We start from the raw sequence: 18,606 nt of genomic DNA, 5'->3' as shown, positions 1-18,606 counted from the left end.
TACACTCGGGGAATGGGCCTTCCTCACGGCGTTGCCGACCGCTTGTCCGGGACTGCCCGGGCCGGGGTGGTGCCGCGCCGGCGTTGGCTGGCGGCGGCGGGGCTGCTGGGGTTACCGGTGGCGGGGCTGTCCGTGTGCCGCGCCGTGGATCTGCCGTGGCCGGAAACGGTGGTCCAGCTGCTGTCCTTCACGCCCTGGCTGGTGGTTCCGGCGGGCTTCTCGGTGCTCTGTGCGGTGGCGGCACGCCGTCCGATGGCGGCCGGCGCGGCCGCGGCGCTCCTGGCCCTGCAGGCGGCGTGGCTGTTCCCGACCGGCCACGCCCGTCCGTTGCCGCCAGCGGAGGGCACGGGAGCGGAGCTGGTGACGATGAGCGTCAACGCGAAGCTGGGCCGGGCCGACGCCGGGGAGATCGTCCGGCTGGTCCGGGACCACGGCGTCGGGCTGCTGGCGCTCCAGGAGTACACCCCCGCCTTGGAGCAGCGGCTGGAGGCCGCGGGCATCACCGCAGAGCTGCCCTACCGGATCAGCGCCCCTGCCAAGGACGCTTCCGGCGCGGCGCTGTACTCCCGCGTCCCGCTGCAATCCACCGGAACCCTTGCCGGGACCAGGTTTCCGATGGTCTCGGCGAGGCTGGAGCTTCCTGCCCCGGACGGCGGCGCCGCCGTGCTGGAGGTGACGAACGTGCATACCCGGGCGCCGGTGGACGGCGGGCTCGGCCAGTGGCGCAAGGAGCTGGCGGCCCTCGGCAGGCTGCCCGAGTCCGCTGCCGGAGCAGATGCGGCAGCCTCCGGCGCCGGCGGGCAGCAGGCACCGCTGCTTCTGCTGGGCGACTTCAACGCAGGGTACGACCACGCGGAGTTCCGGCACTTGGTCTCCGCCGCCGCAGCGCACCCGTTGGTGGACGTGGCAACCACCCAGGGTGCTCGTCTGATACCCACCTGGCCGATGGATCTGCCGCTGCCGGGCACCACGCTGGACCATCTACTGACGGGCCCCTCGATTGGCAGCACGGATTACGGGGTGCACCGGGTGGCCGGGACGGATCACGCGGCCGTGGTGGCGACGCTCACCGTCCCGGCGCCGGGCTAAGCCGTGGGCTAGGTTGCCGGCCTAACTTGCCGGGCAACTGGCGGGCTGGGTCGCAGGCTCGCCGGGCCGGTCAGCCCTTGCGGATCACCTTGAAGTTGGACGCCTGCGCCACCGGCCGGATGATGATCTGGTCCAGGTTCACGTGGTGCGGGGCGGTCACCGCGTAGCGGACCACGTCGGCGACGTCGTCCGCCGTCAGCGGCTTCTCGACCCCGGCGTAGACCTTGTCCGCGGCGCCCTTGTCTCCGAGGCGGTTGAGCGAGAACTCCTCCGTCTGCACCATGCCGGGGGCCACCTCGATCACGCGGAGGTTGTGTTCGGCTTCCTCCAGGCGGAGCGCCCCGGTGAGGGCGTGCTGGCCGAACTTGGCCGCGTTGTACCCGCCGCCGCCCTCGTAGGCGGAGAGCCCGGCGGTGGAGGTCAGGTTCAGGACGGTGCCTTCGCCGCAGGCGCGGAGCATCGGCAGGAAGGCGCGGGTCAGCTTGAGGGTGCCGAGGACGTTGACCTCGTACATCCACTGCCAGTCCTCGGCCTTGCCGTCGGCAATCCTGTCCGCCCCGCGGGCTCCGCCGGCGACGTTGATGAGCGTGTCGATACCGCCTCCGCGGGTGACCTCCTCGACCAGGCGGGCGACGGCGTCGTCGTCGGTCACGTCGGCGGCCAGCGCGACGGCGCCGGTTTCCGCCGCGAGGGCGTCCAGGCGGTCGGCGCGGCGGGCGACGGCGAACACGGTCCACCCTTCCCTGCGGAGCGCACGGACCGTGGCCTGCCCGATTCCGGTGCTGGCGCCGGTGACGACGGCGGCTTTGGCTGCTGCTGTGTTGGTGGTTCCCTCAGTCATGGCACCACCCTAATGGGAATCGGGCGGCGGTTAGCGGCCACCGCGCTGGAGGAACTCCAACAGAACCCGGGCGTGGTTGGTTTCCACATCCCTTGCCCCGAACAGCATGGTCACGCGGGCGTGGTCGGTCCCGATCCGGCGCAGGGTCTCCACCGCCGGGTTCTCCGCAAGCTCCACCTCGTAGGCGGACCGGAAGTCCTCGAAGCGTTCCTGCATGTGCGCGAACCCGGTACGCAGCGGCCCCGACGGGGCCACGTCCTTGAGCCACAGGTCCAGCTGCGCCCGATCCTTGCTGACGCCACGCGGCCAGAGCCGGTCCACCAGGACCCGGTAGCCGTCGGCGTCCCCGGGTGGGTCATAGATGCGTTTGATCGCGAAATGCGCCGAATTTTCCTTCATAGTCCCGCACGTTATTGCAGCGAGATTCGCCAAACCAGCACTGTGGGGCGAAAGGAAGTGAAATAACTGCAAGAATTGACCCATGGCTGAAGACACGCAGGGTACAGACACGCCCACCACCGCCCCCACCAACGTTCCGGACAAGCCCGCCCTCGAGGGGCTGGAGGCGTCGCTCACCCGGCGCTGGCTCGATGAAGGAACCTACAAGTTCAACCCGGACACCACCCGGGAGCAGGTCTACTCGATCGACACTCCCCCGCCCACCGCGTCGGGTTCGCTGCACGTGGGACACATGTTCTCCTACACGCAGACCGACGTCCTGGCCCGCTACCAGCGGATGACCGGCAAGAACGTCTTCTACCCGATGGGCTGGGACGACAATGGCCTGCCCACCGAGCGGCGCGTGCAGAACTACTATGGCGTGCGCTGCGATCCGGCCATCCCCTACGACGCCAACTACCGTCCCCCGGCCGAGCCGGCCAAGAACCAGCGCGACTTCGACGTCGTCTCGCGCCGGAACTTCATCGAGCTCTGCGAGGAACTCGCCGTCGAGGACGAGAAGGTATTTGAGAACCTCTTCCAGACCCTGGGCCTGTCCGTCGACTGGGACCTGACCTACCGGACCATTGACGATAAGTCCCGTGCCATCTCCCAGCGGGCGTTCCTGGCCAACCCTGGCCGCCGGCGACGCGTACATGGCCGAAGCCCCCACCCTGTGGGACGTCACCTTCCGCACCGCGGTGGCCCAGGCCGAGCTGGAGGACCGCGAGGTCGCCGGCGCCTACTACCGCTACCCGTTCTTCACCGAGTCCGGCGAGAAGATCTACATCGAGACCACCCGCCCCGAGCTGCTGGCCGCCTGCGCCGCGCTGGTGGCGAACCCCGACGACGAGCGCTACCAGCCGCTCTTCGGCACCAAGGTCACCTCCCCGTCTTCGGCGTCGAGGTGGAGGTCAAGGCCCACCCGCTGGCCAAGGCGGACAAGGGCTCCGGCATCGCCATGGTCTGCACCTTCGGTGACCTCACCGACGTCACCTGGTGGCGTGAGCTGCAGCTGCCCACCCGCGCGATCGTGGGCCGCGACGGCCGCATCGTCGGCGAGACCCCGGACTGGATCACCACCGAGGAGGGCCGCGAGGCCTTCACCGCGATCGCCGGCAAGACCGTCTTCAGCGCCAAGGAGGGCGTGGTGGAGCTGTTGGCCGCCGCGAATCTGCTCGACGGCGAACCGAAGAAGATCATGCACCCGGTCAACTTCTTCGAAAAGGGCGACAAGCCCCTCGAGGTCGTCACCTCCCGCCAGTGGTACATCCGCAACGGCGGGCGCGACGAGGACCGCCGCGAACGCCTGATCGGCCGCGGCAAGGAGATCGACTTCCACCCTGCGTTCATGCGCTCCCGGTACGAGAACTGGATCACCGGCCTGAACGGTGACTGGCTGGTCTCCCGCCAGCGCTTCTTCGGCGTGCCGGTGCCGGTCTGGTACCCGCTGGACGCCGACGGCAACCCGGACTACGACGCTCCGATCCTGCCCGCCGATGAGCAGCTCCCGGTGGACCCCGCCGCGGATGCCGCCCCCGGCTTTGAGGAAGCCCAGCGCGACGTTCCGGGCGGCTTCACCGGCGACGCCGACGTCCTGGACACCTGGGCCACGTCATCGCTGACCCCGCAGATCGTGGGCGGGTGGAGCACCGATGAGGCGCTCTTCTCGAAGGTCTTCCCGTTCGACGTGCGCCCGCAGGGCCACGACATTATCCGGACCTGGCTGTTCTCCTCCGCGGTCCGCGCCGACGCCCTGCAGGGCATGGCGCCGTGGAAGCACGCCGCGATTTCCGGCTGGATCCTCGACCCGGACCGGAAGAAGATGTCCAAGTCCAAGGGCAACGTGATTGTTCCGACCGATGTGCTCAACGAGTACGGCTCGGACGCGGTCCGCTACTGGGCCGCCTCGGCCAAGCTCGGCGCGGATACCGCCTACGAGATCGCGCAGATGAAGATCGGCCGCCGCCTGGCGATCAAGCTGCTCAACGCCTCCAAGTTCGTCCTGAACCTCGGTGCCACCGAGGACTCGGTGCTTTCCGGGGACCTGTCCGTCCTGACGAACCCCGGGATTGATCGACCCAACGCGGAAAAAGCGCCCGCGTCGGGCCCCTTGATCAATCCCTTGGACCGCGGCGTGCTGGCGCAGCTGGCCGACGTGGTGGCCCAGGCGACGAAGGCCTTCGAGGCCTACGACTACGCCCGTGCCCTGCAGATCACCGAGAGCTTCTTCTGGCACTTCACCGACGACTACGTGGAACTGATCAAGGACCGCGCCTACGGTGCCGCCGGGGCGGAGCAGCAGGCCTCCGTGCTGGCCGCCCTCGCCACCAGCCTGGACACCCTGCTGCGGCTCTTCGCCCCGTTCCTGCCCTTCGCCACGGAGGAAGTCTGGAGCTGGTGGCGGAAGGGCTCCGTGCACCGGGCGCAGTGGCCCGCCGCCGTGGAGGTCGACGGCGACACCACGTTGCTGTCCACCGTCGGCGCGGCCCTGGGCGGCATCCGCAAGGCCAAGTCCGAGGCGAAGGTCAAGCAGCGCACCGAGGTGCTTTCCGCGGCGATCACCGGCTCGGAGTCCCTGGTCCAGCAGCTCCGTGCCGGACTGGGCGACCTGAAGGCCGCCGCGAACGCCCGTGAGCTGACGCTGGTGGCCGGCGACGGCGAGCTGGCGGTCAGCAACGTCGTCCTGGCCCCGGCGGACGTTCCCGTGGAAGCGCCAACCCAGGCCTAGTAGCGCTTCGCCTCACGACAAGGGCCCCCGCCCGGCTGATGCCGGACGGGGGCCCTTGTGGTTGCGGTAGGTGCTCAGGCCTCGAACGAGGTCTCAAAGTGCGTCAGCGTCGGCGGGGCGGCCAGCAGGGCGCCGAGGCCGCTGGCGCCTTCCTCGGTGGCGCGCCAGGCACGGTAGGCCGCGTCCTGTTCCATGGAGGCCCAGCGTTCGACGACGAGGACGTGCGTGGGATTCTCCCGCTCGACCAGGACGTCGACGCCGAGGCAGCCGTCGAAGGCGCGGGTGTCGGCCAGCGTCTCGCGCAGGACGTCGGGGGCGGTGTCGAGGACTTCGGTCTTCAGGGTCAGGTCCAGATGTGCGGTGATAGCCAATGTCACTCCAATGGTCGCGGGACATCCCGGAGGATGCTGTCATAGGGGCCAACCGCCTCAGCGCGGCTCTTGTTCCCCGCCGTCGCCGCCCCGGGCATTCTCCTCCCGGCTCCGCCGCTCGGCCTCGCCGATGGCCCAGGCCGCGTTCACCAGTCCGATGTGGCTGAAGGCCTGCGGAAAGTTGCCCAGCAGTTCCGGGCCGTCCGGGGCTATCTCCTCTGCCATCAGCCCCAGGTCGGTGGCGAAACCGGCGGCACGCTCGAAGACCTCCCGGGCCCGCTCGGTCCGCCCGGCGAGTGCCAGTGCGTGGGCCAGCCAAAAGGTGCAGAGCAGGAATGCACCCTCCCCGCCGGGCAGGCCGTCGTCGGCGAGGTAGCGGTAGACCAGCCCGCGGGAATCGGTGAGGCGTTCCTCCACAGCCTCCACGGTCGCCAGGAACCGCGGGTCCATCCCCTCCAGGAACCCCACGATGCCCAGCATCAGGGCGGAGGCGTCCAGTTCCGCTGCGCCGTAGGACTGCGTGTACGCCCCGGCCGCCTCATTCCAGCCGTGGGTGCAGATCGATTCCCTGATCTCCTCCCGGGCCGCCGTCCAGCCGGGCACCCGGTCTGTGGTCCGCAGCAGGGCGGCCAGGCCGATGGCGCGGTCCACGGCCACCCAGCACATCAGCTTCGAATACAGGAAGTGCCGTGGTTCCCCCCGGACTTCCCAGATGCCCTGGTCCGGGCTCCGCCACCGGGCCGCGGCGACGTCGGCGGCGTCGGCCAGGAAGCGCAGGGTCTCCGGTGCCAGTTCCGCCACGGAATCCCGCATCGTGGCGGCCGCGTCCAGCAGCTCTCCGTAAACGTCCAGCTGCCGCTGGTCCCACGCGCCGTTGCCCACCCGGACGGGTGCGCTGCCACGCCAGCCGGGCAGGTGGCTGAGCTCCCGTTCCGGGAGTTCCCTTTCGCCGCCAATGCCGTACATGATGTGGAGGTCTTCCCCGGCCGCCAGCTGCCGGGCGGCGGCGGTCGCGAGGAACTGGAAAAACGTACCGGCCTCGTCCGGGCAGGCGGCCACCCACAGCGCCTGGAGCGTCATGCTGGCATCCCGCACCCAGGTGTAGCGGTAGTCCCAGTTCCGCGTGCCCCCGGCGACTTCCGGCAGCGACGTGGTGGGCGCAGCCACGATCGCTCCCGTCGGGTAGTAGCTCAGCGCTTGCAGCACCCTCCCGCTGCCGGCCACCAGGTCCTGCCAGGGGCCGCGGTAGTTCTGGTGGATACCGGACCAGCTGGTCCAGCCTTCGAGCGTGTCCGCGAGCCTGCGGTCCATCTCCTTCTGGTCCCAGAACACGGGGTCCTCCCCGCCGCTTGTCGGGCGGTGCAGGGCGAACGCCACACTCTCGCCGGCACGCAGCCGGAGCGTGGCGGACGCCGTCCCGCCGTCGTGCTCGAGCGCCACCGGGGAGGACAGCGTGAGCACCTCGCCGCCCGCGGTGATGAGCAGGCCGCCGGGCACGCCGCGCAGGACCGGTTCGAGGAGGCCATAGCCGGGGCGCGGCGCGCACTCGAACTCCACGTCGACGCTCCCCCGCGTGCAGGCCAGGCTCCGCAGCAGGGTGCCGGGCGAGCCGTCGCCAAGGTCGTGGCCGCGGCGGCCGCTGCCCAGGACCAGGGCGTCGGTGACGGTCAGGTCGCCGTCATCGGTCCGGTGCCGGGTCTCCAGGACCATCGACGGTCCCAGATACCGCCGGGAACTCCCGCGCACGCCCGCGGCACGCACCGACCAGTGGCCGGCGGCCTCCCCGAGAATCCGGCCGAAGACGGAGGGACTGTCAAAGCGCGGAAAGCACAGCCAGTCCACGGAGCCGGCGGCACTGACCAGGGCCGCGGACCGGCAGTCGGACAGCAGCGCGTAGTCGGCGATGGGCTGGTTGCTCATGTCCCGGTCAGTCCTCCGGTGAGGCGGGAGTTTTTAGGCTGTTTATGGGCAATGCTGTTTTTGGGCAATGCTGTTTTTGGGCAAAGGGGAAGCCCCATCAGCTTTTTGCGGTTGGTGGGGCTTCGACTTTTTCGATCACCACGTGACCTCTTAGGCAATCTGGCGGGATCCTTGGAATTTCAGGTCTTCCTACCTCGTCACTGGTAGCCATCATCTGACTGTGCCGAAGGCTGCGTCGGATGAGTGTCACTGAATCTTTGGTTCCTGCGTCCCTCCCCTTGCGGGGTGGGTATTAACCATTGTTCTCCCGTCCCCGGGGATGCACAAGGGCGCCGCGGGAACTACAGCGTGGTAGTTCCCGCGGCGCCCTGTGGTCCCGCCGTGGCGGGGTCCGTTGCCTAGTCGAAGACGGGGCTTTCGGTGCGGCTGCGCTTGAGTTCGAAGAAGTACGGGTAGGAGGCCAGGCCCACGGAGGCGTCCCAGAGCTTGCCGGCGTCCTCGCCGCGGGGAATGCGGGTCAGGACCGGACCGAAGAACGCGGTGCCGTTGATGGCTACCACCGGGGTGCCGACTTCCTGGCCCACCAGGGAGATCCCGGACTCGTGGCTGGCACGGAGTTCGGCGTCGAACTCGTCGCTGTCGCCGGCCGCGGCGAGCTCCGCCGGGAGGCCGAGCTCGGACAGGGACTTCGCGATGACCTCGGCGATGTCCTTGTTGCCCTCATTGTGGATCTTGGTGCCCATGGCGTCGTAGAGCGGCTTGATGTACTGCTCGCCGTGCTTCTGCGCCGCGGCCACGATCACGCGGACCGGAGCCCATGCCTTGGTCAGGAATTCCTTGTAGTCGGCAGGCAGTTCATCCCGGCCCTCGTTCAGGACGGCGAGGCTCATGACGTGCCACTCGGTCGAGATGCTCCGGACGGTTTCCACCTCGGAAATCCAGCGGGAGGTAACCCAGGCGAAGGGGCACATCGGGTCGAACCAGAAGTCGGCCTTGTTCGTGGCGGTGTTCTCAGGCACGTGAATTCTCCTTGTTGGGAAGCTGACAGGCGTCTCAGGGCACAGCAGAAAGCGGCGCGGATTTATTCCGGGTTCCTGCCGTTCCGGGAAGGAATCAGGCGGACTTACGGCGCTTCACGTCGTGCGGAATCATCGTGGGCTCGGCCTTCTTCGCCACGACGTCCTCGGTGATCACCACGGTGGCGACGTCGTCGCGGCTGGGCAGGTCGAACATCACCGGCAGGAGGACTTCCTCCATGATGGCGCGCAGGCCGCGGGCGCCCGTGCCGCGCTCCAAAGCTTGGTCCGCGATCATGTCCAGCGCTTCGTCCTCGAAGACCAGCTCCACGCCGTCGAGCTGGAACATCTTCTGGTACTGCTTGACCAGGGCGTTCTTGGGCGTGGAAAGGATCTGGATCAGGGCCGGGCGGTCCAGGTTGGATACCGTAGTGATGACCGGGAGGCGGCCGATGAATTCGGGGATCAGGCCGAACTTGAGCAGGTCCTCCGGCATGACCTCGCCGTAGGAGTCCGCGTTGTCCTTGACCTCGTTCAGCGGGGCGCCGAAGCCGATGCCCTTCCGGCCGGACCGCGACCCGATGATCTCCTCGAGGCCGGCGAAGGCGCCGGCGACGATGAAGAGCACGTTGGTGGTGTCGATCTGGATGAATTCCTGGTGCGGGTGCTTGCGGCCGCCCTGCGGGGGACGGAAGCTACCGTGCCCTCGAGGATCTTCAGCAGCGCCTGCTGGACCCCTCGCCGGAGACGTCCCGGGTGATGGAGGGGTTCTCGCTCTTGCGCGAGATCTTGTCGATCTCGTCGATGTAGATGATGCCCTGTTCAGCCTTCTTGACGTCGTAGTCCGCGGCCTGGATCAGCTTGAGCAGGATGTTCTCGACGTCTTCGCCGACGTAGCCGGCCTCGGTCAGGGCGGTGGCGTCGGCGACGGCGAACGGGACGTTCAGGCGCCGGGCCAGGGTCTGGGCCAGGTAGGTCTTGCCGCAGCCGGTGGGGCCGATCAGCAGGATGTTGGACTTGGCGATCTCCACGTCGTCGTGGTGGCCGCCCTCGGCCAGGGCGCCGCTCTTGGGGGCGTGGCCGGCCTGGATGCGCTTGTAGTGGTTGTAGACCGCGACGGCGAGGGAGCGCTTGGCGGGTTCCTGGCCGATGACGTATTCCTGCAGGAAGTCGAAGATTTCCCGGGGCTTGGGCAGTTCAAAGCTGCCCAGGTCGGCGACTTCGGCGAGTTCTTCTTCGATGATCTCGTTGCAGAGTTCGATGCACTCGTCGCAGATGTAGACGCCGGGCCCGGCAATGAGCTTGCGGACCTGCTTCTGGCTCTTTCCGCAGAACGAGCACTTCAGCAGATCGGTGCTCTCGCCAATCCGAGCCATATGTGAACCCCTTTGTATCTTGCTGCCGGCCGGGTCATGCCTCCGTGCAGCGTGGCACCCATTTTGAAATCACCGCCGGCCCCGAACGGGACGGCCGTGACATATTCCACTCTAGGTCACTTTGGGCCTGTTGGGTGGAAAGAAGACGCCGGTTCACCCCGTTTCCACGGGCCGAACCGGCGTCGTCTACTGCTGTAAAGCTGCCAAGGCTACTTGGTCAGCGCCTGCGGCTTGATCTTGCGCGAGTCGAGGACCTGGTCGATCAGGCCGTAGCTCATGGCTTCGGCGGCCGTGAGGATCTTGTCGCGTTCGATGTCGTTGTTGACCTGCTCGGAGGTCCGGCCCGAGTGCTTGGCCAGCGTGTCCTCCAGCCAGGAGCGCATGCGCATGACCTCGGCGGCCTGGATTTCCAGGTCGGAGGCCTGTCCGCCCTGGCCGCCGGAAAGCGCGGGCTGGTGGATCAGGACGCGGGCGTTCGGCAGTGCCAGGCGCTTGCCCGGCGTACCGGCGGCCAGCAGCACCGCGGCGGCGCTGGCGGCCTGGCCGAGGCAGACCGTCTGGATCTCCGGGCGGATGTACTGCATGGTGTCGTAGATCGCCGTCATGGCGGTGAAGGAGCCACCCGGGGAGTTGATGTAGAGGGTGATGTCGCGGTCCGGGTCCGTCGATTCGAGGACCAGCAGCTGGGCCATGATGTCGTCGGCCGAGGCGTCGTCCACCTGGACCCCGAGGAAGATGATGCGGTCCTCGAACAGCTTGGTGTACGGGTCCTGGCGCTTGAAGCCGTAGGGGGTGCGCTCTTCAAACTGCGGCAGCACGTAGCGGCTGCTGGGCAGGTTTCCGGCAGTCGATCCGAAGTTGTAGTTCATGTTCATTGCTCCTGGAGTCGGTTCTGTCTGCGTGCCGGTTACTTGCCGCTGTCGGCGTTGGTTCCGCCGCCGCCGGCCACGGACCCGGCGTGGGCCGCGATCTTGTCGAAGAAGCCGTATTCGAGGGCCTCGGTCGCCGTGAACCACTTGTCACGGTCGTTGTCCTTGAGGATGGTCTCCACGGTCTGGCCGGTCTGCTCGGCCGTCAGTTCGGCCATGACCTTCTTCATGTGCAGGATCAGCTCGGCCTGGATCTTGATGTCCGAGGCGGTGCCGCCGATGCCGCCGGAGGGCTGGTGCATGAGGATGCGGGCGTTCGGGGTGGCGTAGCGCTTGCCCTTGGTGCCGGAGCTGAGCAGGAACTGGCCCATGGAGGCGGCGAGGCCGGTGGCCACGGTGACGACGTCGTTCGGGATGAACTGCATGGTGTCGTAGATGGCCATGCCGGCGGTGACGGAGCCGCCGGGAGAGTTGATGTAAAGGTAGATGTCCTTTTCGGGGTTCTCCGCCGAGAGGAGCAGCAGCTGGGAGCAGATCGCGTTGGCGTTCTCGTCGCGGACCTCGGAGCCGAGCCAGATGATGCGCTCTTTCAGCAGGCGGTTGTAAATGTAGTTATCCTGGGCCGCGGGATCGACGGTAGCCATCCGGGGTGCCCCTGCTTGCTGTGACATGTGTACTTACCTCTCGCTGGCGACGGTGGTGCCGTGGGGTGGCTCCACTGAACTTTCCTACATGGACACTAACCGTTTTCCCTGCCGCATTGTGCCGGCGTGGCGGGCTGTTCGCTGACGGCGCACGATTGGGCCGCCGGGTTCGTCTGCGGCTTAAAGCCGCACCCCGGATCGCTGATCCGGGGGTGCGGGCACTGCTCAGGGTGCCGGGCGGGCTAGAACTTCACTGCCGCCGGGTCGTCGTTCTTGGGAGCCTCGGTGGCTTCCTCGGAGGACACTTCCTCGGCCGGAGCTTCCTCGAAGGAGGACTCTTCGCCGCCGGGGCGGACGAACTCGCTCAGGTCAACCTTGTTGCCCTCGGAGTCGGTGACCTCGGCCTGGCCCAGCACGACGGCCAGGGCCTTGCGGCGGCGGACCTCGGAGACCATCATCGGGACCTGGCCGCTCTGATCGATGATCTGGGCGAACTGGTTCGGGTCCATGCCGTACTGGCTGGCGGTGGTGACGATGTAGTCGATCAGCTCGTTCTGAGTGACGTTGACTTCTTCCTTTTCGGCAATGGCGTCAAGGATGATCTCGTTCTGGAAGGCGCGCTCGGTGTTGGCCTTGACCTCGGCGCGGTGCTCCTCGGTGTCGTGCTCGCCTTCACCGTGGTTGTTCTCGGCGCTGAAGTGCTGCTCGAGCTGCTCTTCGACGACGGACTCGGGAACCGGGACCTCGATCATTTCTACGAGCTTGTCCAGGACCTTGTCGCGGGCCTCGACGCCCTGCTCGACGGTCTTGGAGTCGGCGGCCTGCTTGGCGAGGTCCTCGCGGAGCTCGGCCAGGGTGTCGAACTCGGAGGCCAGCTGGGCGAAGTCGTCGTTGGCCTCGGGGAGCTCGCGCTCCTTGACGGCCTTCACGACAACCTTGACCTGGGCGGCTTCGCCGGCGTGGTCGCCGCCCACCAGGGTGGTGTCGAAGATGGCATCCTCGTCGGCGCTGAGGCCGGTGACGGCCTCGTCCAGGCCCTCGAGCATGGTGCCGGCGCCAACCTGGTAGGACAGGCCGGAAGCGGAATCAACCTCGGAACCCTCGATGCTGGCGGTGATGTCGATGGTCAGGAAGTCGCCGTCGGCGGCCGGGCGGTCAGCGCTCTTGAGCGTGCCGAAGCGACCGCGCAGCTCGTCCAGGGCCTTGTCGACGTCGGCCTCGGAGGACTCGGCGGCGGCAACCTCGACCTTGATGCCGGCGTAGTCCGGCAGCTCGATCTCGGGACGGATGTCAACCTCGGCGTGGAACTTCAGCTCGCCGTCGGTGGCGGAGGGGTCCGGCACCTCGGTGATCTCGACCTCGGGACGGCTCAGCGGGCGGATGCCGGTCTCCTGGACGGCGGCCTGGTACCAGCCGTTGAGGCCCTCGTTGATGGCGGTTTCCAGAACGTAGCCACGGCCGACGCGCTGGTCGATCAGCTTGGAAGGGACCTTGCCCTTGCGGAAGCCGGGTACCTGAATCTGGGAAGCAACGCTCTTGTACGCCTCGGCGATGCTGGGCTGCAGTTCCTCAAACGGGACCTCAACATTGAGCTTGACCCGCGTAGGGGTGAGGTTCTCGACGGCGCTCTTCACAGTCTAAGTACTCCTGGTTTTGGGGGATTGTGGGTCTGCAACGCCGATGACCGGCAGTTGCTGCAGAGTCGGGGTGACAGGATTTGAACCTGCGACTTCCTGCTCCCAAAGCAGGCGCTCTAGCCAAGCTGAGCTACACCCCGTAAGTGCACAGAACAGTCTAAGGTCATCGTGTGGCCATTTGCACATTTGACACTGCGGGGCTGCATTGGGTTTAGTTGTATCCGGCTTGAACAGCCGACCGGAAGTTTGCTGGATTTCCAGCATAGTCCCGGGGACGTAGCTTAATGGTAAAGCCTCAGTCTTCCAAACTGATTACGCGGGTTCGATTCCCGTCGTCCCCTCTCCAAAAACATCACGAAGGGCCCCTCCAGCGGAGGGGCCGCTTCGTGTGTCTGCGGGCCTTGCGTCACGGTTTTAGCTTTGCTGGCAGACCGTGCACCAGTACAGCTTGCGGGCTGCGTGTTCCACGAGCGAGACGGGGGTGCCGCAGACCCGGCAGTCCTGGCCCTGCCGCCGGTAGACGAAGTGCGCCTCCTCCGGAGCGGGAAGGACAGCACCCTCTCCGCCGGAGGACTCTCCCCCGGCGCTCCAGTACCGGGGCCCGGTGGTAATGATCCGGCCGTCGCGCACGCCGTCGGCCATGACGGCGACCGTGTCGTCCCAGAGCAGCCCGGCGTCCCCGGCCGGGAGCCCGGCACCGGGCAGCCAGGGGTCCAGGCGCTGCCGGAACAGCAGCTCGGCTCGGTAGACGTTCCCGACGCCGGCAATCACCTTCTGGTCCATGAGCAGGGTGGCCAGCGGGGTCTTCCGCCGGCCCAGTGTGGCGACAAAGGCCTCCCTGTCCCCCGGCAGGTTTCGCAGCGGGTCCGGGCCCAGCCGGGCCATCACAGTGTCGGTTTCCGCTTCGGTGAGGGTCTCGCAGGTGGTCGCCCCGCGCAGGTCCGCCCAGCCGTGGCTGCCGGCGAGCCGGACGCGGACGGCGCCCACCGGGGCGGGTGGGCCGGCGTAGGCGGCGTCATCACCCACGGCACCGGCATCGGCGTCGCGGTCCTCCCGCTCCCCGATCCTGCGCGGTGCGCCGATGCTGGAGGCGCCCCGGAAAGTGCTGTCGCCGCCGAAGTTCCAGGCGCCGTAGAGGCCCAGGTGGACGTGCAGGGACAGTCCGTGCTCGAAGCGGAGGAACAGGTGCTTGCCGTGCGCGGTCGAGCCGGTGAGGACGTGCCCGTCCAGCAGGGCGGCGCCGCCGGCGAAGCGTCCCTGCGGACTGGAGACGGACAGCCGCTCACCCGTGAAGACGTCCGCGAACTGCCGGGCGAGCCGGTGGATGGAGTGGCCCTCGGGCACTACTCGACGACCTCGCCGGTGGCCTCGTAGGTGGCGATCTTGCCGATACGGCGGACGTGGCGCTCGTCGTGGCTGAACGGCTCAGTCAGGAACGCCTCGATGATTCCGGTGGCCTCCTCGACGCTGTGCTGACGGCCGCCGACGGCGACGACGTTGGCGTCGTTGTGCTCGCGGGCCAGCTTCGCGGTGGGCAGGCTCCACGCCAGGGCCGCACGGACGCCCTTGACCTTGTTGGCGGCGATCTGCTCGCCGTTGCCGGACCCGCCCAGGACAATCCCCAGGGCGTGGACGCCGGCGTCCTGGTCCGCGACGACGGCGAGAGCGGCGTTGATGCAGAAGGACGGGTAGTCATCGAGCGCGTCGTAGACCTTCGGTCCGTGATCCACCACTTCGTAGCCCTTGGCGCTGAGGTGCTCCACCAGGTGGGCGCTGAGCTCCATGCCGGCGTGGTCGGTGGCGATGTGGACGCGCGGAAGGTCCTGGGCGGTGGTCACAGTCGGATCCATTCTGTGGTCGCCGGAGGGCATCCGGCGTGGTGATCGGGGTGGCTCCAGCCTACTAGGGACGGGGCGGCGCGCCGTCGCCGCGGGCCCGGGAAGCCACGCGGGTCAGGGTCTGCGCGACGTTGTCCGCCGTGGCGGGGCCGCCGGCGCTGACCGTCACGGTGCCGCCGCCCAGGCGCTGCACCACGACGGCGGGCCCGTTGGCCACCAGCATGCTGGAGTCCCGGCCGTGGCGGCGGAAGCCCCAGCCGCCACGCTCCGCCGCGCGCACCAGTTCCGGGGTGGCCGAGCCGATCTCGGCGGCGGGAACCGTCAGCACGGGAAGCAGTCCGGCGGCGAGGACGCGGAGCCCGGCCCGGTCCACCCTGACCCGGGCGAAGAGGAAGAGGGTTGCCACGAGCGCCGCGGCCGCCAGGACGGCCGCGAGCCAGGGCAGGGCCAGGCTGAGCAGCGCCGCCGGGAACAGCGTGGAGATTCCGAGCATCACGAAGATCGAGCTGCGGGCGTGGACCCAGAGGCGGACGTCGTCCCTGGCCAGGTCCGGGTCGCGGATGTGTTCGAGCGCCTCGCGGGCGGCGCGTTCGTCGTCGACGGACCAGCGCTCATCGGCCTTGAACACGAAGCCCATCACCACGCCCAGGCCCAGGGCGGCGCCGCTGCCCATCGCCAGAATGGTGACGTCCACGTGCGAGGCGCGGGCGTCGGAGAGTCCGATCTGCCCGACCAGGACAGCGGCCAGCACGGCGGTGACGAACAGGCTGAGGCCCAGCCCGGCGCCCATCATGATCCGCCGCATCACGGCGGGCCGGGTCAGCGGGGCGGCCTGGAGCAGCACCGCCCAGCCCGTCAGGACGATCATGGCGGCGCCCACGCCCACCACGGCGGCGAAGGGAGCAAAGTTTTCGGCGCCCTCCGCGGACCACCGGACGGCCAGCGGCTCGGGCAGCCGGGACCGGATCAGGAGCGCGCACACCGTGAAGGCGGCGGCCAGCACCAGGGGGAAGCCGATGGCGAAGCGCACGGCCCTGGTGTCGACGGAGTCCCGGAAGGTTCCCATGCCGTCAACGCTACCCCCGTCCGCGCCACCGGCGGCCGGGCTGTGACGGGGGCAACTTGCCAAGGCCGCAAGGCGTGAAAGAATGATTTCACAGTATCCCCATTTCCCGTTCCCGCATTCCTGGAGGCCCCCTTGCCCGGTATGAACCTCACACGCGCCGAAGCCCGCGAGCGCGCCGCCCTGATCGCCGTCGACTCCTACGACGTGACCCTGGACCTGACCCGGGGCGACACCGTCTTCGGCTCCACCACCCGCGTGCGCTTCACCGCGACGCAGGGCTCCTCGACGTTCATCGACGCGGTCACCCGGACCGTGCACAGCGTGACCCTCAACGGCCGCGAACTGGACCCCGCCGAGGTCTCCGACGGCATCCGCATCCAGCTCCCCGAGCTGGCCGCGGAGAACGAGCTGGTGGTGGTCGCGGACGCCCCTACATGAACACCGGCGAGGGCCTGCACCGCTTCGTGGACCCGGTCGACGGCGAGGTCTACCTCTACACCCAGTTCGAGGTCCCCGACTCCCGGCGGATGTTCGCCGTCTTCGAACAGCCCGACCTCAAGGCCACGTTCACGTTCACCGTCACCGCTCCCTCGCACTGGGACGTGGTGTCCAACTCCCCCACGCCGGCACCGTCCGAGACCAGCCCGGGTGAGGACGGCGGCGCGCGCTCGGTGTGGGCCTTCGCGCCCACCCCACGCCTGTCCTCCTATGTCACCGCGCTGATTGCCGGCCCTTACCAGAGCGTCCGCAGCGAGGTGGTTTCCGCCACCGGCAAGGTCACGCCGCTGGGCGTCTTTGCCCGCAAGTCCCTCATGCAGTACCTGGACGCGGACAACATCTTCGAACTGACCCGCCAGGGCTTTGAGTTCTTCGAGGCGCAGTTCGGCTGCCCCTACCCGTTCGACAAGTACGACCAGCTCTTCGTGCCGGAGTTCAACGCCGGCGCCATGGAGAACGCCGGCGCGGTGACCATCCTGGAGGGCTACGTCTTCCGCAGCAAGGTCACGGGGGCCCAGGTGGAGCGGCGCGCCATCACCGTCCTGCACGAACTGGCCCACATGTGGTTCGGCGACCTGGTGACGATGCGCTGGTGGAACGACCTCTGGCTTAACGAGTCCTTCGCCGAGTACATGTCCCACCTCGCCGCCGTCGAAAACACCAAATTCGACGCCGCGTGGACCACCTTCGCCTCGGTGGAGAAGTCTTGGGCCTACCGCCAGGACCAGCTGCCCACCACGCACCCGATCTTCGCCGAGATCAACGACCTGCAGGACGTCGAGGTCAACTTCGACGGCATCACCTACGCCAAGGGCGCCTCGGTGCTGCGGCAACTGGTGGCCTGGGTGGGTCCGGAGGAGTTCATGGCCGGCGTCCGCGAGTACTTCCGCAAGCACTCGTGGAAGAACACTGAGCTGGCGGACCTGATGGTGGAGCTGGAGCAGGCCAGCGGCCGCGACCTGGACCAGTGGGGCAAGCTCTGGCTGGAGACCGCCGGAGTGAACACGCTGAAGCCCGAGCTCGAGGTCGATGCCGGCGGGACCATCACGTCCTTCGCGATCCTGCAGTCGGCCACCGAGGCGCAGCCGACCATCCGCCCGCACCGGCTCGCCGTGGGCTTCTACAACCTCGACGGCGCCTGCAAGCTGGAGCGTGTGCACCGCGAGGAGCTCGACGTCGACGGCGCGCGCACCGAGGTCCCGGCCCTGGCCGGGCTGGCGCGGCCGGACCTGATCCTGCTCAACGACGACGACCTGGCCTATGCGAAGGTTCGGCTTGATCCGCAGTCGTGGGCCACCGCCACGGCGCACCTGAAGGACTTCGGCCGCAGCCTGCCACGGACCCTGGTCTGGGGCTCGGCCTGGGACGCGGCGCGCGACGGCGAAACCCCGGCGCGCTGCTACGTGGAGCTGATCCTGGCCAACATCGCGGAGGAGACGGATTCCTCGGTGATCCTGGTGCAGCTGCGCCAGCTGGCCGCCACGCTGAACTTCTACGTCGCCGCCGAGCACAAGGACGCCACGGCGGCCGCCGCCGCGGACCGGCTCTGGGACCTCGCCTCCCGCGTGGCCGCCGGCTCCGATGCCCAGCTGCAGTTCGTGAAGTCCTACGCCCTGCTGGCCCGCACGGGTGCGCAGTTCGACACGGTCGCCGGGCTGCTGGACGGCTCCCGCGAGCTGCCGGGCCTCACCGTGGACCAGGACCTGCGCTGGGAACTGATCACCTCCCTGGTGGTGGGCGGCCGGGCCGGCAAGGCGGAGATCGACGCCGAGCTCGAGCACGACAACACCGCCACCGGCCAGAACGCGGCCGCCCAGGCCACGGCCGCCATCCCCACCCCGGAGGCCAAGGCCGCCGCCTGGGAGTCGATAGTGGTCACGGGTGAGCTGTCCAACGCGCTGCAGGGCTCCGCCGTCGCCGGCTTCACCCGGGTGCTGGACACCGCGCTGCTGGAGCCCTACGCGGAGAAGTATTTCGAGGCCGTCCCCGGGATCGTCCGGGACCGCACCCACGCCCTGGCCCAGCAGATCGTCGTCGGGCTCTACCCGGCGCAGCTGACCACCCAGTCCACCGTGGACCGCACGGACCAGTTCCTCGCCTCGCTGCCGGCGGACAGCGCCGCGCTGCGCCGGATGATGCTGGAGAACCGTGACGGCGTGGCCCGCGCCCTGCGCGCCCGCGCCGCGGACATCGGCTAGGCAGGAAGCCCCCACCCCGCCCAACTAGCTCGCAGCTAAGGCCGTTTTGGATGCTCAGAACGGCCCCTGCTGCC

12 protein-coding genes, 2 tRNA genes and 3 pseudogenes are annotated in these 18,606 nt (G+C 68.5%); 4 read left to right on the top strand and 13 right to left on the bottom strand.

Translation table 11 applies throughout. From position 1 onward, the window contains the following. Positions 1 to 12 precede the first annotated feature (12 nt). Positions 13 to 1,089: an endonuclease/exonuclease/phosphatase family protein gene (locus ACRQ5B_RS12965; protein WP_432394466.1), complete on the top strand. Its 1,077-nt coding sequence runs from the start codon at positions 13 to 15 to the stop codon at positions 1,087 to 1,089. A gap of 70 nt (positions 1,090 to 1,159) precedes the next feature. On the opposite strand, the gene ACRQ5B_RS12960 is transcribed toward ACRQ5B_RS12965, so the two are convergent. Together ACRQ5B_RS12960 and ACRQ5B_RS12955 are read right to left on the bottom strand one after the other, a co-directional pair. Further along, positions 1,160 to 1,930, bottom strand: coding sequence for an SDR family oxidoreductase (locus ACRQ5B_RS12960; protein ID WP_432394463.1), 771 nt, complete (start codon positions 1,928 to 1,930; stop codon positions 1,160 to 1,162). Positions 1,931 to 1,960: 30 nt separating this feature from the next. Next, on the bottom strand, positions 1,961 to 2,329 hold the full coding sequence (locus ACRQ5B_RS12955) for a DUF488 domain-containing protein (RefSeq protein ID WP_432394460.1): 369 nt from the start codon (positions 2,327 to 2,329) through the stop codon (positions 1,961 to 1,963). Between the two features lie 82 nt (positions 2,330 to 2,411). On the opposite strand from ACRQ5B_RS12955, the pseudogene valS reads away from it, so the two are divergent. After that, a pseudogene (valS, locus tag ACRQ5B_RS12950) lies at positions 2,412 to 5,099 on the top strand (valine--tRNA ligase). 74 nt (positions 5,100 to 5,173) lie between these two features. On the opposite strand, the gene ACRQ5B_RS12945 reads toward valS, so the two are convergent. The 8 genes and pseudogenes from ACRQ5B_RS12945 to ACRQ5B_RS12910 all read right to left on the bottom strand — a co-directional run bounded on the left by ACRQ5B_RS12945 (position 5,174) and on the right by ACRQ5B_RS12910 (position 13,072). Continuing rightward, entirely contained in the window at positions 5,174 to 5,470 is a 297-nt protein-coding gene (locus tag ACRQ5B_RS12945; protein WP_364135176.1) for a putative quinol monooxygenase, read from the bottom strand. Between the two features lie 57 nt (positions 5,471 to 5,527). Next, complete coding sequence (locus ACRQ5B_RS12940; protein WP_432394457.1) at positions 5,528 to 7,390, bottom strand: glycoside hydrolase family 15 protein; 1,863 nt, start codon at positions 7,388 to 7,390, stop codon at positions 5,528 to 5,530. 398 nt (positions 7,391 to 7,788) lie between these two features. Beyond that, on the bottom strand, positions 7,789 to 8,409 hold the full coding sequence (locus ACRQ5B_RS12935; RefSeq protein ID WP_432394454.1) for a DsbA family protein: 621 nt from the start codon (positions 8,407 to 8,409) through the stop codon (positions 7,789 to 7,791). 94 nt (positions 8,410 to 8,503) lie between these two features. Next, positions 8,504 to 9,782: pseudogene (gene clpX, locus ACRQ5B_RS12930) on the bottom strand (ATP-dependent Clp protease ATP-binding subunit ClpX). 209 nt (positions 9,783 to 9,991) lie between these two features. After that, a complete protein-coding gene (locus ACRQ5B_RS12925; RefSeq protein WP_056738346.1) occupies positions 9,992 to 10,651 on the bottom strand; it encodes an ATP-dependent Clp protease proteolytic subunit in 660 nt (219 codons plus the stop codon). 38 nt (positions 10,652 to 10,689) lie between these two features. Beyond that, complete coding sequence (locus ACRQ5B_RS12920; protein WP_290257881.1) at positions 10,690 to 11,295, bottom strand: ATP-dependent Clp protease proteolytic subunit; 606 nt, start codon at positions 11,293 to 11,295, stop codon at positions 10,690 to 10,692. A gap of 242 nt (positions 11,296 to 11,537) precedes the next feature. Further along, positions 11,538 to 12,929 (bottom strand): trigger factor, encoded by a 1,392-nt coding sequence (gene tig / locus ACRQ5B_RS12915; RefSeq protein ID WP_432394451.1) that lies wholly within the window; start codon positions 12,927 to 12,929, stop codon positions 11,538 to 11,540. 68 nt (positions 12,930 to 12,997) lie between these two features. After that, positions 12,998 to 13,072 (bottom strand) — tRNA-Pro (locus ACRQ5B_RS12910). Positions 13,073 to 13,202: 130 nt separating this feature from the next. Here ACRQ5B_RS12910 and ACRQ5B_RS12905 point away from each other — a divergent pair. Beyond that, a tRNA-Gly gene (locus ACRQ5B_RS12905) sits at positions 13,203 to 13,273 on the top strand. A gap of 73 nt (positions 13,274 to 13,346) precedes the next feature. On the opposite strand, the gene ACRQ5B_RS12900 is transcribed toward ACRQ5B_RS12905, so the two are convergent. From ACRQ5B_RS12900 to ACRQ5B_RS12890, 3 genes are all read right to left on the bottom strand, one after another. Continuing rightward, positions 13,347 to 14,276: an Fpg/Nei family DNA glycosylase gene (locus tag ACRQ5B_RS12900; protein WP_432394448.1), complete on the bottom strand. Its 930-nt coding sequence runs from the start codon at positions 14,274 to 14,276 to the stop codon at positions 13,347 to 13,349. After that, positions 14,276 to 14,770 carry a ribose-5-phosphate isomerase gene (locus tag ACRQ5B_RS12895; protein ID WP_432394446.1) on the bottom strand — a complete coding sequence of 165 codons (495 nt, stop codon included), beginning with the start codon at positions 14,768 to 14,770 and terminating at the stop codon, positions 14,276 to 14,278. The genes ACRQ5B_RS12900 and ACRQ5B_RS12895 overlap by 1 nt, the downstream gene beginning before the upstream one ends. 64 nt (positions 14,771 to 14,834) lie before the next feature. Further along, the gene (locus ACRQ5B_RS12890; protein ID WP_432394445.1) at positions 14,835 to 15,836 is read right to left on the bottom strand and encodes a hypothetical protein; all 1,002 of its coding nucleotides are present in this window, start codon (positions 15,834 to 15,836) and stop codon (positions 14,835 to 14,837) included. A gap of 141 nt (positions 15,837 to 15,977) precedes the next feature. Between ACRQ5B_RS12890 and pepN the strand changes: the two are divergent. Beyond that, a pseudogene (gene pepN / locus ACRQ5B_RS12885) lies at positions 15,978 to 18,532 on the top strand (aminopeptidase N). Positions 18,533 to 18,606: the final 74 nt, after the last annotated feature.

The organism is Pseudarthrobacter sp. L19, from assembly GCF_050859435.1.
Taxonomy (GTDB): domain Bacteria; phylum Actinomycetota; class Actinomycetes; order Actinomycetales; family Micrococcaceae; genus Arthrobacter.
Note: the sequence above shows the minus strand (reverse complement) of the source record. Positions and strands in the feature narration are given on the sequence as shown.

Coding starts and splice junctions, on each gene's coding strand:
- ACRQ5B_RS12955 (WP_432394460.1), bottom strand. CDS start 2,329: ATGAAGGAAAATTCGGCGCATTTCGCGATCAAACGCATCTATGACCCA.
- ACRQ5B_RS12920 (WP_290257881.1), bottom strand. CDS start 11,295: ATGGCTACCGTCGATCCCGCGGCCCAGGATAACTACATTTACAACCGC.
- ACRQ5B_RS12890 (WP_432394445.1), bottom strand. CDS start 15,836: ATGGGAACCTTCCGGGACTCCGTCGACACCAGGGCCGTGCGCTTCGCC.
- ACRQ5B_RS12960 (WP_432394463.1), bottom strand. CDS start 1,930: ATGACTGAGGGAACCACCAACACAGCAGCAGCCAAAGCCGCCGTCGTC.
- ACRQ5B_RS12925 (WP_056738346.1), bottom strand. CDS start 10,651: ATGAACTACAACTTCGGATCGACTGCCGGAAACCTGCCCAGCAGCCGC.
- ACRQ5B_RS12965 (WP_432394466.1), top strand. CDS start 13: ATGGGCCTTCCTCACGGCGTTGCCGACCGCTTGTCCGGGACTGCCCGG.
- ACRQ5B_RS12940 (WP_432394457.1), bottom strand. CDS start 7,390: ATGAGCAACCAGCCCATCGCCGACTACGCGCTGCTGTCCGACTGCCGG.